Source organism: Ruegeria sp. CG11 (genome assembly GCF_056537245.1).
In genome coordinates this window covers 50387-63847 of the sequence record NZ_JBQFRE010000008.1, presented here as the reverse complement: position 1 = coordinate 63847, position 13461 = coordinate 50387, and the positions used below count along the sequence as shown (strand labels likewise).

The following is a 13461-nucleotide window of genomic DNA, read 5'->3' as shown; positions in this document are numbered from 1 at the left end:
GTGAAAAGGAGATTTCAACATGCGGGCTTTGAAAATTGCAGCGACGGGCATGGCTGCGCAGCAGATGCGGGTCGAGACGATCTCGAACAACCTGGCGAACACGAACACCACCGGCTACAACGCCCGCCGGGCCGAGTTTGCGGATTTGCACTATCAGCAGATGGCACGGGCCGGGACGGTGAACGCCAATGACGGCACAGTTCTGCCCACCGGCATTCAGTTGGGTCTGGGCGTGCGCCCGGCGGCCGTCACGGTGCAGCTGGCGCAGGGTGGGTTGTCGGCCACCGGCAACGATCTGGACGTCGCCATCGAAGGCCGCGGTTATCTTGAGGTGACGCTGACCAACGGCCAGTCCGGCTTTACCCGAGATGGCAGTTTGAAACGCTCGGCCGAGGGGTTGATTGTGACGTCGGACGGGTACGCGGTGGCACCCGAGATCACCATTCCCGACGATGCGCACTCGATTTCCATCAACGCGGCGGGCGAGGTCTATGCCTATTTCGATGACGCGCCCGAGGGGCAGTTGTTGGGGGAAATCACGCTGGCCAGTTTCTCGAACACCAAGGGGCTCGAGGCGATCGGCAGCAACCTGTTCAAGGAGACCGAAGCGTCCGGCGCGCCTGTGGTTGGCACCCCGGGCGAGGACGGGCTGGGCACCTTGCGGCAGGGCTATCTTGAGGACAGCTCGGTCGATGCGATCCGCGAGGTGACCGAACTGATCGAGGCACAGCGCGGATATGAGATGAACGCCAAGGTCATTTCCGCCGTCGATCAGATGATGGGCGCAACGACGCAGGTGCGGTGATGCGGGTCCTGGTCCTGATAGTGGGGGTGCTGATGCCGGTGTTTGCACTGGCCGATATCGTCGTGCCGACACGCACCATCCGTGCCAAGGAAATCATTGCGGCCACCGATCTTGAAATCAAGGCGCAGCAAGTGCCCGGAGCGGTGATCGACCCCGAGTTTCTGGTCGGGCAAGAGGCCCGTGTCGCGCTCTATCCCGGGCGCCCAATCCGCCCCGGGGATGTCGGCGCGCCGGCGTTGGTGGATCGCAACGATCTGGTGGTGCTGATCTTTGACCGCAAACCGCTGTCGATTACGGCGGAAGGCCGCGCGCTGGGGCGCGGGGCTGCCGGGGAGCGCATCCGGGTCATGAACTTGTCCTCCCGCACGACCGTGATCGGCCTTATCCGGTCCGACGGCCAAATCGAGGTGAAATAATGTCAGGCCTATCGAAATCTCTGTTGTTTGCGGTGCTTGCCGTGTCGGCCTGCGGTCGGGTGGATCATCTGGGCAAGCCACCCAGTTTTACCCCCAATGAGGACTCGCCCGAACATGTCGCCATGCTGTGGCCGGGCCTGCCGTTGCACACGCAACCGCAGCGCAACGTCGACCGGTCCTCGTTGTGGAGCGGTGGCCAGCAATCGCTGCTGGGCGATCAGCGGGCGATCAAGAAGGGTGATATCCTGACGGTCGTGATCGAACTGGACGAGAAAGCCGAGTTCTCGAATGACACGGAACGCTCGCGCTCGGCCTCGGAAAGCCTGGGAATCGTGGGCCTGTTCGGCTTGCCGCAGCGCGCGGACAAACACTTGCCGGACGGCGCATCGCTTGCTGACGCGGTTGAGATCGACTCGTCCTCGGAAAGTACAGGCGAGGGGTCGGTCAAACGCAAGGAAAAGCTGACCCTGCGTGTGGCCGCTACCGTGGTCGATGTGCTGCCGAACGGTGTGTTGTCGATCTCGGGCTCGCAGGAATTGCGCGTGAATTTCGAACTGCGTGAGCTGCTGGTCGCGGGGTATGTACGGCCGCAGGACATCTCGCGCCAGAATGAGATCACCTATGACAAGATCGCCTCGGCCCGTGTGTCTTATGGTGGTCGCGGGCAGATCACCGATGTGCAGCAACCGAGATATGGCCAGCAGATTCTGGACGCCGTACTGCCGTATTAAGGAGTAGATGAGATGAAGAAATTGTTGCCCGTCATCTTTCTGCTGGTCGGTCTGGGGGCTGGGATCGGCGCTGGCGTCGTGCTGTCACCCTCTGAATCGAAAGAGACTGCAAAGCAGGAGAAATCGGAACCGAAGGCGGAAATACCCAAGGAGAAATCCGTCAAAGCCAAGGATGGCAAGGCGGGGAAAAAGGACAAGCCAAGCGACTATGAATACCTCAAGCTGACCAAGCAGTTTGTGGTGCCGGTCGTAGATTCCGAGCGCATCGAGGCGCTGGTCACCATGTCGCTGAGCCTTGAGATCACTCCCGGCATGACCGAGGCCTTTTACGCGGTCGAGCCAAAGCTACGCGACGGGTTCTTGCAGGTCATGTTCGACCACGCCAACACCGGGGGGTTCGATGGTGCCTTCACCGAGTCCGACAACTTGAAAGTGTTGCGCAAAGCCCTGCTGGAGACGGCGCGCAGGGATCTGGGCGATGACGTCTCGCAGGTTTTGATCATGAGTGTCAGCCGCCAGGACGTCTGATCCAGACGGCGCAGCCGTAGCCAGTTAATTTGAAAACTTCTTGTTCAGTGCGCGTTTACGCACTTCTCTCTGGGCCGCCGACAGGTTCGCTACAGCCTGTTTGCGGCCAAATGCCGTCCGTAACGCCTCCATCGCTGTCAGTTTTTGCGCCCGCAGCCGGGCGCGTTCCATGTTCAGCTGGCGGCGCGTGGCCGATTCCCATCCATTCCACAGAACGTCCGTGCCAGTGACCCGATACCCCTCGGCCGAAACACTGTCCTTGCGGGTTTGCTGAACCTGAGCATCCAGCCGCGCCAGTTGTTGCTGGACCCGGGCTTCGGCTTCGATCAGCGGACGTAGGACGTTGTATTCCTTTTGGAACGCCGCGTCGGTGACTTTTTCGAGGTCTGAATACCCGTCCTGTCTCATCTGATCTGCCCTTTTGCCCGTTTGCGCATCGCCTCAGCAAATCGGATTGCGGCGGCAACGGAGCGATAGTGTTCTTCGGCGATTTCCTGCCCGATCTCGACGGCCGCATGAAGCGCACGTGCGGTGGGCGGATCGGAGTGAATGGGAACACCGGAATCGGCGGCGCGTGCACGGATCGCGGCGGCCACTTCATCCACGCCCTTGGCTGCGCAGACCGGCGCCGAGCCCGCCGTGCGGGCCCATTTCAGCGCCACCGCATAGTGGGTCGGGTTGACGATCACCACATCCGCCGAGGGCACATCCGACATCATCTGGTTTGTCACGATATCCTGCGCGCGCTGGCGGCGTTGCTGTTTCACGTGCGGATCGCCCTCGGCATCTTTGGTTTCGTCCTGGATTTCCTTGCGCGACATCCGGTTCTTGCGCATGTGTTCTGCGTATTGCCACAAGTAGTCCACCACCCCGATTGCCAGCGCTATTGCGATGACGATGAACAGGAAACGAAACAGCAGGTTCATCATCAGCATCACCGAGGACCGCGCGGGCGCGGCGCTGGCCGACAGGATCTCGCTCAGGTTCGCACGCAGGAACAGCGCCAGGCAGGTGCCGTAGATCACCAGTTTCACAAAGCTCTTGGCAAATTCGAACAGCCCCCCGCGTCCGAACTTGTTCTTGGCATTCGACAGGATCGAGATGCGGGACAGCTTCGGTTTCAGCTTGCTGGGCGCAAAGATCAGCGCGCGCTGAGCGATCAGGCTGAGCAAAACCGCACTGGCGGGCAGGGCGAACACGATCGAGACCGACAGCAAGGCGGTTTTCAGCATCCCGCCGACCGGGCTGGCCGCCGGGCCGTCGGTCACCAATGGGGCGAAGGTATCGGCCTGGTCAATCAGGACAACAAACAGCGTTCCCAAGTGCTGGACACCAAACTGGCCGGCTGCAAACAACGCGATGAGAAATCCGCTATAGGCCGCCACAACGGACAGGTCGTTGGATTTGGCGACCTCGCCCTTTTCCCGCGCCTTCTGCAGTTTCTGCGGCGTCGGCTCATAGGACTTGTCACTGTCGTCATCCGATCCGCTCATCGTGTGCTCTCAAGCGGGTTTACCATAAAGGCGAACAGGGCGTCGGACCACACCGACAGGATCAGAGGGGTGCCCGCGAACAGCAGGAACAGGCCCGCGAATGTGATGGCCGGGGCACCGACAAAGGCTACCATCAACTGCGGCATCGCGCGGTTGATGACCCCGAGCGCGAGGTTATAGATCAGCGAGGCGATGACAAACGGCATGGTCAGCGCGAAAGCCATGCCAAAGCTGCGCGCGATCTGCTGCACGCCCCATTGCGACAGGTCGGGCGCTATCGGGGCCATACCCATCGGAAACAGCGAGTAGCTGTAGATCAGGAACTGCGCGACGCGGATGTGCAGGCCAAGCAGCACCGCCAAGGCCAATCCCGCCAGAGTTAGCAGGTATCCCATCGCAGGGACCGGGTCTGCCGCCGCACCACCCAGAATCTGAGACAATGAGGTCGCCTGCGCCGCAATCGATCCTGCCGTTTGCAGGGCTAGAACGAACAGGCGCAGGCCCAGTCCCAGAACCCCTCCGATCAGGGTCTCGACCACAATCATCCGTGCCAATGGAAACAGGTCGGGTGCGGTCCCCGCAGCCTGCACCGCAGGCGCCACAATCAAGGTGAACGCCACCGCGATCCCGAGCTTGACGCGGGTCGGGATGCTGCGTTCCCCGAAGGCGGGCAACAGCGAGACCATGACAGAGACGCGTAGAAAGACGGCAAACATGTGCCACAGACCCTCGCCCAGTTGGGGCAGAAGCTCTGGCGGCAGCGCGATCACGCGGGCACCGTTCCGACCAGTGCGGGGCGTGCCTCTAGCCCGATTTCCTCGAAGGAGAGAACCGGATTTGCAATGCCGCGCGCGTGCATGATGGTGCGCAGCAGCCTGCGTCGGCGGGTGGATGTGACCAGTGCCGGGAACAGCCCGTGATCGGCGGATTGTGCCACACTGTTGACTACGCCATCGGCCAGCTTGTTGAACAGGTTCGGCGGCAGCGCCACGTCCAGTCCGGCATTTGGCGCGTCGATCTGGTAGGTGGCGAAGGTATCTTCCCATTCCGGGGCCAGCTGAATCAGGGGAATCGAGCCATCCTCGCGTTTCATTTCGGCGACCAGCTGGAAGCCCAGCCGTTGCCGGACCAGTTCGCAGATGCCCTCGGGCTGGGTCGTGGTCAGCCGCGCCTCGGCCACGCTTTCCAGGATCAGGGCCATGTTGCGGATCGAGACACGTTCGTCCAGCAACAGTCGCAGCACTGCGTGCAGTGTGTCGATTGGCACCTTGTCGGGGATCAACTCGTCCAACAGCTTGCGATTGGCCTCGGCGCGGACCGGATCGCTGAGCCGCGTCATCTCGGACAGAAGGCGTCGTAGGGATTTCAGGGTCAGCAGGCGCGAAAAGTTCTGTTTGATGATCTCAAGCAGATGTGTGGCCAGAATCTCGGGCGGAGAGACGATGGTGGCCCCGCTCATCGCGGCGGCCTCGCGGTCCTTGGGTAGAATCCAGCGGGCCGGGGCGCCATAGACCGGCTCGGTCACGTCATTGCCTTCGGGCAGCATGTCGCGGTCGTCCTGTACCAGCGCCAGCACCAGATCGGGGTTCAGCACGCCGCGGGCCTGTTCGACCCCCTGCACCTTGACCACATAGGTGCCCATGGGCAGATCGGCGCGGTCGGTCAGGCGGATATCGGGCAGGATCAGGCCAAAGCTTGAGGCGACATAGGTCCGCATATTGGCAATCCGCGCGTCCAGACCGGTGCCGGGGTTCAAAACCATGCTGACCAGATCGGGGGCAAACTCCAGATGCACGTCGTCCAGATCCAGAATATCGCCGATGGCCTGCGAAACGGGTGTTTCGTCCTGAGGCGTGGGCTCCAGCGCCGCCTCTTCCTCGGCCTTTTGTTTGCGGTGCACGTTGAAGGCGGCATAGCCCAGCACCCCCGCGCCCAGAATGAAGGGCAGGAAGGGCAGGCCGGGCACCAACGCAAACAGCACCATCAGAATCGCAACCGTTCCCAGTGCTGCCGGATGTTTGCCCAGCTGCGAGAAAATCGCGTTGTCGGTGGCGCCTTGCGTGCCGCCGCGGGCCAGCAGCAGGGCCGAGGCGATGGAGATGATCACCGCCGGGATTTGCGACACCAGCCCATCGCCGACGGTCAGGATGGCATAGGTCTCGAACGCGGACGAGATCGGCATTCCGTGCACGATCACACCCATGATCAGGCCCATCACAAGGTTCAGCAACGTGATCAGAAGCCCGGCAACCGCATCCCCTTTGACGAATTTCGACGCCCCGTCGAGTGAGCCGAAGAAGGTCGTCTCCTGCTGTTCCCTCTCGCGCCGTTCCTTGGCCTGCTGGTGGTCGATGGCCCCGGCGGACATGTCGCTGTCGATGGCCAGCTGCTTGCCGGGCATCCCGTCCAGAGCGAACCGCGCGCCGACCTCGGCCATGCGCGCGGCACCTTTGGTGATGACCATGAAGTTCACGATCAGCAGCACGCCGAACACAACCAGCCCCAGAAAGATGCTGCCGCCCATGACGAAATCGGCAAAGCCCTCGATCACATCGCCGGCGGCGTTGGGGCCGGTATGCCCCTGGCCAATGATCAGTTTGGTCGAGGAGACGTTCAGCGACAGCCGCAGCATCAGCGAGGCCAGCAGGATTGTCGGGAAGGATGAGAAATCCAGCGGCCGTTCGATGAACAGCGTCAGTGTGAAGATCAGAATCGCCAGAGCGAAGGACGCCGCCAGCCCAACGTCCAACACCCAGGCGGGCATCGGCAGTATCATCATCACGATGACTGTCATCAGCGCCAGCGCCAGCAGCACGGTCGGAGAGAACAGGGAACGGGCGTCGATCTTGGGCACGCAGGTCTCCTAGTTGAACGAGATAAAGGCGGTGGCGGTGCCCGAGGTCGGAACCAGTGACCCCAAAACGTTGCCGGATTGCGGCAGGTTGACCGGGATCAGAGGGGTTGCGACGGAGGTGAACGGGTCGCGCGCCACCTGCAGGGGCGCATCGGGTACGGTTTGGCCAAGCTGTGCCAGTACAGTCTGGAACCGACCGGAATAGGCCTTGGCCAAGGATGGCGTGCGGGAATGATAGGCCCCGACGGCGGCGGGCCACGAGCCAAGCTCGGCATACAGGTCTTTTAGGAAACGGGCTGCGTAGGAGGCGTTTTCATCCGGGTCGAACATGGCGTCGATCGACCGGAATGCTTTGCCATGCCAGCGGTAGTTGATCTGAAAGCAGCCGATGTCAAAGCTGCGCTTGCCCGCTTTGAAGATGTTGAAAACGTATGATTTCGCCTCGAATTCCGAGGTGAACCAAAACCCCTGGCCCTCGACATTGATGGTCCAGGGCCAGGGTTCCAGCCGCCCGTCCCTCAGTCGCCCGGTTTCCACCCGCGCAATCGCGCGCAGAACATCCAACGGGACGCCTTCCGCCTGCGCGGCTCGTCGTGCGGCTGAGTCGCAGACTTCGGCCACACGCGCTTCAGGCATGGCAAAGCCCTGTTGCGCCGCACACAGCGCAAGGAAACTCAGGCCAAAGATCAAACGATGGGGCATTCTGCCGGTCCGGGATTCTGATCAGTCCCGGCCAAGCTAGTCCTGCTTGGGTTTACAGAGGGTTATCAGCCACCTAATTCCGGTCGATCCGGCGGCCGAAGACAACGCTGGTATTGGTGCGCAGCACGCCGGGGATCTTGGCCAGATCGTCGACCAGAATGTCCAGATCCTCAATCCGCGGGGCCTCGGCCGACAGCAGCAGGTCAAACTCGCCGTTGATGGACAGGCAGAGTTTCACTTCCGGGTAGGCCTCAAGCCGCTTGATGATGCGCGTGGTTTCCTTTTGCTGCACTTCCAGCAGCACCACGACCTGAACACGCGGGGCGTCTTCAGAGCTGTTCAGAACAACCGAGTATCCGGCGATCACGCCATTTTCTTCCATCCGCCGAATGCGTTCATGCACGGTGGTTCGGGCCACGCCCAGTTTCGCGGCGATCTTCGAGGTCGTCTCGCGGGCGTTGTGCTGCAGGGCAGCGATGATGCGGCGGTCTAGCTGATCCATGATCCCCAAGGTGTAATGCACAGGGGCCGGGGGGCTCAAGACATGTCAGAGCGTTCTTTTGAAACGGCTTTCCGAGGCGGACGCGGCCAGATTAGGGCCGCTGCCGCAAGGCCGGGCGAGGCAACCACAGACATGACCGCAAGTGTCGTTGCGGTGTTGGTCGTCGTCATGATCCACCCTGCCAGCGGATACAGCACCAGCCAGCACGCATGGGACAGCGTGAACTGCGCTGCAAAAACCGCTGGTCTGTCTTCGGAGCGGGCCGAGCGGGTTAGCAGGCGGCCTGAAGGTGTCAGGGTTGCGGAATAGCCGAACCCGACGCAAGCCCACAGTATTGTCAGCCCGATCAGCGAGACTTGCGTGACGGCAAATGAAACGGTAGCAACTCCCATCGCCAAGGTGCCGATCGCCGCCCCGGTCAGCATGACGCTGCGGTCTTTGTAGGTATCCAGCAACTTGGGAAGGGTGAACGCGGCCAGCATTGAGCCGCCTCCAAATCCGGCCAGAGCGATAGCCACCGCGCTTTCGGACAAGCCCAGATCGGCGCGGACGATGACCACGGTGTTGACGATGACCATCGAACTCAGCGCCGCCGCCGTCCAGTTGAGCGCCAGCAGACCCCGCAGGCGAGGCGTGTTCAGATACAGGCGGATGCCCCGTGTGGTTGGGTCATAGATGCCCCGGCGTTGAGTTGGTTTGGGAGAGGGTAGTGCGACCGACACCACAAGCAGGACCGAAGCGATGAACCCCAGCCCGGTGCCCCAGAACAGGCTGTCAAAGCTGACGATCAGCAGCAGCGCGGCGGCCAGCATCGGGCTCAGCAGGCTTTCCAGATCATAGGCCAGCAGCGCCAGCGCCACGGTTGCCAGACTGGTGCTCGTCAGGGCAACCAGTTGGGCCGCCAGCAGGTGGCGATACGTTTGATTTCGCAGGACACTCAGCATCGGCAGGCTGGATCTTTTGGCCATTTGGACCACCCCAGAGCCCTCTGTGATCCGGGGCGTTGTGCCCGAAGCCATTTTCCCGCCAATGCCTTCGGGGTCAAGAAATCCGCGCAACTTGGTCGCATTCTATTGATAGCGTTGAGTTCGGGGGCCAAACCTCCTATCTCGGGGACGATACCGGACAAAGGAAGACCTGCGTGGCGAACCATCTCTATAAAAACGACCTGCCGGACGGGTTGGACCTGGGCCCTGTTGTGGCCATCGACTGCGAAACCATGGGGTTGAACCCGCATCGCGACCGCCTGTGCGTGATCCAGATGTCGGGTGGCGACGGCAACAGCCATATCGTGCAGGTCGAGAAGGGCCAGACCGAGGCTCCGAACCTGTGCGCGATGCTGGAAAACCCCGATGTGCTGAAACTGTTCCATTTCGGCCGGTTTGACATTGCCGCGATGTACCACACCTTTGGGGCGTTGGCGGCACCGGTCTATTGCACCAAGATCGCCAGCCGTCTGGTGCGTACTTACACCGACCGCCACGGCTTGAAGAACCTGTGCCAGGAGCTGATCGGCGTCGATATCTCGAAGCAGCAGCAGATGAGCGACTGGGGCGCCGAGACCCTGACCGACGCGCAGCTGGACTACGCGGCTTCGGATGTTCTCTACCTGCACCAGCTGAGCGAAGCGCTGGACGGGCGTCTGGCCCGCGAAGGGCGCTCTGAGATGGCGCAGGCGTGTTTTGACTTCCTGCCGATGCGTGCGAAACTCGACCTCGCCGGTTGGCCCGAAACGGATATTTTTGCGCACTCATGACCGATACCGAAGCATTCCTGAAAACCGCCCGGCAGGTCGTCACTGACGAGGCCCGCGCGCTGGACGTTCTGGCCGACAGTCTGGACGAACATTTTGCCGAAGCCGTGCAACTGATCCTGCAGGCCCCGGGCCGGATCATCATCAGCGGGATCGGCAAGTCGGGCCATATCGGCCACAAGATTGCCGCGACGCTGGCCAGCACCGGCACACCCGCCTATTTCGTGCACCCGGCCGAGGCGAGCCACGGCGATCTGGGCATGGTGTCCAAGGGCGACGTGGTTCTGGCTATTTCGAACTCGGGCGAAGCGCCGGAACTGGTAAACCTGCTGGCGTTCACCCGCCGTTTCAGCATTCCGTTGATCGGACTGTCCAGCAAGCCGGAAAGCACGTTGATGAAACAGGCCGATGTGCATCTGCTGATCCCGTCGATGGGCGAGGCCTGCGGCTTCGGCATGGTGCCCTCGATCTCGACCACGCTGACGCTGGCGATGGGCGATGCGCTGGCGATTGCGCTGATGAAGTATCGCGATTTCAAGCCCGAGGATTTCCGCGCCTTCCACCCCGGTGGCAAGCTGGGGGCGCAGCTGTCCACCGTGCGTGATCTGATGCACAAGGATTTGCCGTTGGTTTCGGTCGGCACCCCGATGAGTGAGGCTTTGCTGGTGATGAGCCAGAAGAGCTTCGGCGTCGTCGGTGTAACGGATGAAGCGGGCCGCCTGATGGGCATCGTGACTGATGGCGACTTGCGTCGAAACATGGACGGGCTTCTGAACAAGACCACCGAAGAAGTGATGACCGAAAATCCGCTGACCATCGCACCCAATGCGATGGCGGAAGAGGCGGTGGCGATCATGAACGATCGCAAGATCACCTCGCTGTTCGTGGTCGACCCCGAAACGCAGGGCCCGGCACAAGGGTTGCTGCACATCCACGACTGCCTGCGCGTCGGTCTGGGTTAAGCGGAGGGATACGCGGTGGACGGACATTCCCGCATGGTTCAGTTCTTCAAGGTGGTGCTGCCGTTGGTGGCCATCTTGATGCTGTCCACCGTTTTCCTTCTGTCGCGCAGTATCGAAACCAATGTCAGCGTCCCGTTTACCCAGCAGGACATCGACGAACGGCTGGCCGATCAGGTGGTGACACAGCCGAATTACCGCGGCACCACCCGCAAAGGCGAAGAGGTTCAGATCGAGGCAATCCGGGCAACGCAGGGCAGGGAAGGCTCTATTCCGACCGCAGCCGAATTCCGGGGCAGCATGAGCTTGTCTAGTGGTGGTGTCATTACGCTGGATTCCAATTCGGGCATGATCCGGCCCGACAAGAACACGGCCACGTTTGTCGGCGATGTCGTCATCACTTCGACCGATGGCACGGAGATCACCACCGACCTGCTGAACACCTCATTGGACGAAATCCGGGGCGATGCGCCCGGCCAGGTCAACGGAACCGGGATCATCGGCAATTTTACCGCTGGCAGCATGAGCTTTGGTGCGGAAAAAACCGATGGCCCTGTGCATATTCTTTTTACAGATGGCGTTAAGCTGATATACGAGCCTCAAAAAGCAGAAAGATAACCTGTGTTCGATTTCCGATTTGTTCCACTTTGCCTTTTTGTGATCCTTGGCGCCTTTTCTGCGGCGGCGCAGGAGACTCAGGTTGCGTTTGGCGCGACCCAGGCCGACCCCAGCCTGCCGGTTGAAGTGACCTCGGAAAAGCTGAACGTCAATCAAGAGGACGGATCGGCCGAATTTCTGGGCAATGTGATCGTCATTCAGGGTGAAATGCGCCTGACTGCAGAACGGGTGTTGGTCATCTACAATGAGGACCGCTCGGGCATCGAGAGGATGGAAGCGACCGAGAATGTAGTTCTGGTCAGCCCGCCCGATGCGGCCGAGGGCGACTCGGCCGAATACACCATCGATTCTGGCGTGATCGTGATGAAGGGCAACGTACTGCTGAACCAGGGTCCCAGCACCATTAGCGGCGATCAGATGAATGCCGACCTGACCGCAGGTACCGCGACGATGACCGGCAATGTCAAAACCATTCTGCAGCAGGGCAACAACTGATGGCGCGCCCTGAACTGACCGTGGCCGAGGGCAATTCCGGCCTCAGGATCGAAAAGTTACGGAAATCCTACCGCAAGAAGACGGTGATCCGGGACGTGTCGATGACGCTGGACCGGTCCGAGGTTGTGGCGCTGCTGGGGCCGAACGGGTCGGGCAAGACGACCACATTCTACTCGGTCGCCGGGCTGGTTTTCCCCGAGGCGGGCACGGTCACGATTGACGGGCAGACGGTGACGACCCTGCCGATGTACCGCCGCGCGCGGCTTGGGATCGGCTATCTGCCGCAGGAAATGTCGATCTTTCGTGGCATGAGCGTCGAGGACAACATCGCCGCCGTTCTGGACATTACGGTGCGTCACGCCCACCGCCGCAAGGAACGGCTGGAAGAGCTGCTGTCGGATTTCTCGATCGAACACCTGCGCCGGGCACCTGCCCTGGCCCTGTCGGGCGGTGAGCGTCGCCGCGTCGAGATTGCCCGCTGTCTGGCGGCTGACCCGAAATATCTGCTTTTGGATGAACCCTTTGCAGGTGTTGACCCGATCAGCGTCGGCGATATCCGACATCTGGTTGCGGACCTGAAAAAGCGCGGCATTGGCGTTCTGATCACCGACCATAACGTGCGGGAAACGCTGGAGATTGTGGATCGCGCCTATATCCTGCATGACGGGCAGGTGTTGATGTCCGGTTCACCGGATGAAGTGGTCGAAAACGAGAACGTTCGCCGCGTCTATCTGGGCGAAAATTTCCGGATTTCATGAGCTTGCGCAGAAATGCGCCGAATGCATGGCGGAAATCACGTATATACACGTCTGTTTTGATTGACTCTTCGGCCGTCTCTTGCCTCAATTGGGCCATGGCATTTCTTCGGTTCCCGTCTGGATCACGATGCCCCCTTGTCGAAGGGGGAACGATGCGGCTACCGCGGGAAATGTCTCTACCCCCCACCCGATAAAAACAAGCGCGTCGCGTTACGTGACGTCAGAATGGGTGTGAATTGTGAAGGAGATCACATGCGTTACCAAATCAGCGGAAAACAGATCGACATCGGTGTAGCACTCCAGACCCATGTGCAGACCGAACTGGGCGAGGTCGTGGGTAAATACGCCCAGCGTCCGACCGATGCCAATGTCGTCTTTTCCCGTTCTGCGCATGAATATGTATGCGAAACAACCGTACATCTTTCCACCGGCCTGACGGCGCAGGCCAAGGCTCACGCAACCGAAATCTACGCGGCGTTTGAGGCCTGCTGCGACAAGATGGAAACCCAATTGCGCCGCTACAAACGCCGCCTCAAGGATCACCATAAGGATCGGTCCGAGCCGGTTGAACTCTTTGGGGCTTCCTCATATATCCTCGCTTCTGACGAGTCTGAGTCGGCAGCAGAGCCGGAATCCCTGCAGCCGATGATCGTGGCTGAGATGGAAACCAAGATCCCATCGCTGAGTGTTGGTGAAGCCGTTATGCAGATGGAACTGGCCGGCGCTCCGGTGCTGGTGTTCCGGAATGAAAACAAGGACGGATTGAACGTCGTGTACCGCCGCGATGACGGCAACATCGGCTGGATCGATCCGTAACAGGCAAGAATAGCAAAGGCTCGCCCCTGCA

The 13461-nt window shown here is 60.9% G+C and carries 17 protein-coding genes; 10 read left to right on the top strand and 7 right to left on the bottom strand.

The window, feature by feature from the left end:
* The first annotated feature begins 19 nt into the window (after window positions 1-19).
* The 4 genes from flgG to ACR0KW_RS16365 are packed head-to-tail and all read left to right on the top strand — an operon-like array spanning window position 20 to window position 2480.
* Window positions 20-805 carry a flagellar basal-body rod protein FlgG gene (gene flgG, locus ACR0KW_RS16380; protein ID WP_480805957.1) on the top strand — a complete coding sequence of 262 codons (786 nt, stop codon included), beginning with the start codon at window positions 20-22 and terminating at the stop codon, window positions 803-805.
* On the top strand, window positions 805-1221 hold the full coding sequence (gene flgA, locus ACR0KW_RS16375) for a flagellar basal body P-ring formation chaperone FlgA (protein ID WP_480805956.1): 417 nt from the start codon (window positions 805-807) through the stop codon (window positions 1219-1221). The genes flgG and flgA overlap by 1 nt, the downstream gene beginning before the upstream one ends.
* Window positions 1221-1952, top strand: coding sequence for a flagellar basal body L-ring protein FlgH (gene flgH, locus ACR0KW_RS16370; protein WP_480805955.1), 732 nt, complete (start codon window positions 1221-1223; stop codon window positions 1950-1952). Before flgA ends, flgH begins: the two co-directional genes overlap by 1 nt.
* A gap of 12 nt (window positions 1953-1964) precedes the next feature.
* Window positions 1965-2480, top strand: coding sequence for a flagellar basal body-associated protein FliL (locus tag ACR0KW_RS16365; RefSeq protein ID WP_480805954.1), 516 nt, complete (start codon window positions 1965-1967; stop codon window positions 2478-2480).
* Window positions 2481-2504: 24 nt separating this feature from the next.
* Here ACR0KW_RS16365 and ACR0KW_RS16360 read toward each other — a convergent pair whose 3' ends face one another.
* The 7 genes from ACR0KW_RS16360 to ACR0KW_RS16330 all read right to left on the bottom strand — a co-directional run bounded on the left by ACR0KW_RS16360 (window position 2505) and on the right by ACR0KW_RS16330 (window position 8999).
* Window positions 2505-2888: a hypothetical protein gene (locus ACR0KW_RS16360; protein WP_480805953.1), complete on the bottom strand. Its 384-nt coding sequence runs from the start codon at window positions 2886-2888 to the stop codon at window positions 2505-2507.
* Window positions 2885-3973 carry a flagellar type III secretion system protein FlhB gene (gene flhB / locus ACR0KW_RS16355; RefSeq protein WP_480805952.1) on the bottom strand — a complete coding sequence of 363 codons (1089 nt, stop codon included), beginning with the start codon at window positions 3971-3973 and terminating at the stop codon, window positions 2885-2887. The genes ACR0KW_RS16360 and flhB overlap by 4 nt, the downstream gene beginning before the upstream one ends.
* Window positions 3970-4743 (bottom strand): flagellar biosynthetic protein FliR, encoded by a 774-nt coding sequence (locus ACR0KW_RS16350; RefSeq protein WP_480805951.1) that lies wholly within the window; start codon window positions 4741-4743, stop codon window positions 3970-3972. The genes flhB and ACR0KW_RS16350 overlap by 4 nt, the downstream gene beginning before the upstream one ends.
* Window positions 4740-6767 carry a flagellar biosynthesis protein FlhA gene (gene flhA, locus ACR0KW_RS16345; RefSeq protein WP_480806018.1) on the bottom strand — a complete coding sequence of 676 codons (2028 nt, stop codon included), beginning with the start codon at window positions 6765-6767 and terminating at the stop codon, window positions 4740-4742. The genes ACR0KW_RS16350 and flhA overlap by 4 nt, the downstream gene beginning before the upstream one ends.
* A gap of 69 nt (window positions 6768-6836) precedes the next feature.
* Window positions 6837-7529: a lytic transglycosylase domain-containing protein gene (locus tag ACR0KW_RS16340; protein ID WP_480805950.1), complete on the bottom strand. Its 693-nt coding sequence runs from the start codon at window positions 7527-7529 to the stop codon at window positions 6837-6839.
* 73 nt (window positions 7530-7602) lie between these two features.
* The gene (locus ACR0KW_RS16335) at window positions 7603-8031 is read right to left on the bottom strand and encodes an Lrp/AsnC family transcriptional regulator (protein ID WP_170327810.1); all 429 of its coding nucleotides are present in this window, start codon (window positions 8029-8031) and stop codon (window positions 7603-7605) included.
* Between the two features lie 35 nt (window positions 8032-8066).
* Entirely contained in the window at window positions 8067-8999 is a 933-nt protein-coding gene (locus ACR0KW_RS16330; RefSeq protein WP_480805949.1) for an MFS transporter, read from the bottom strand.
* 173 nt (window positions 9000-9172) lie between these two features.
* Here ACR0KW_RS16330 and ACR0KW_RS16325 point away from each other — a divergent pair, with 173 nt between their 5' ends.
* The 6 genes from ACR0KW_RS16325 to hpf all read left to right on the top strand — a co-directional run bounded on the left by ACR0KW_RS16325 (window position 9173) and on the right by hpf (window position 13430).
* Window positions 9173-9787 carry a ribonuclease D gene (locus tag ACR0KW_RS16325; RefSeq protein ID WP_480805948.1) on the top strand — a complete coding sequence of 205 codons (615 nt, stop codon included), beginning with the start codon at window positions 9173-9175 and terminating at the stop codon, window positions 9785-9787.
* Complete coding sequence (locus ACR0KW_RS16320) at window positions 9784-10746, top strand: KpsF/GutQ family sugar-phosphate isomerase (protein ID WP_480805947.1); 963 nt, start codon at window positions 9784-9786, stop codon at window positions 10744-10746. Before ACR0KW_RS16325 ends, ACR0KW_RS16320 begins: the two co-directional genes overlap by 4 nt.
* Before the next feature lie 15 nt (window positions 10747-10761).
* Window positions 10762-11361 (top strand): LPS export ABC transporter periplasmic protein LptC, encoded by a 600-nt coding sequence (locus tag ACR0KW_RS16315; protein ID WP_480805946.1) that lies wholly within the window; start codon window positions 10762-10764, stop codon window positions 11359-11361.
* 3 nt (window positions 11362-11364) lie between these two features.
* Complete coding sequence (locus tag ACR0KW_RS16310; RefSeq protein WP_170327806.1) at window positions 11365-11856, top strand: LptA/OstA family protein; 492 nt, start codon at window positions 11365-11367, stop codon at window positions 11854-11856.
* Window positions 11856-12614 carry an LPS export ABC transporter ATP-binding protein gene (gene lptB, locus ACR0KW_RS16305; protein ID WP_480805945.1) on the top strand — a complete coding sequence of 253 codons (759 nt, stop codon included), beginning with the start codon at window positions 11856-11858 and terminating at the stop codon, window positions 12612-12614. Before ACR0KW_RS16310 ends, lptB begins: the two co-directional genes overlap by 1 nt.
* Window positions 12615-12866: 252 nt before the next feature.
* Window positions 12867-13430, top strand: a complete 564-nt coding sequence (gene hpf, locus ACR0KW_RS16300) for a ribosome hibernation-promoting factor, HPF/YfiA family (protein ID WP_170327804.1) — start codon at window positions 12867-12869, stop codon at window positions 13428-13430.
* The last annotated feature ends 31 nt before the right edge of the window (window positions 13431-13461 follow it).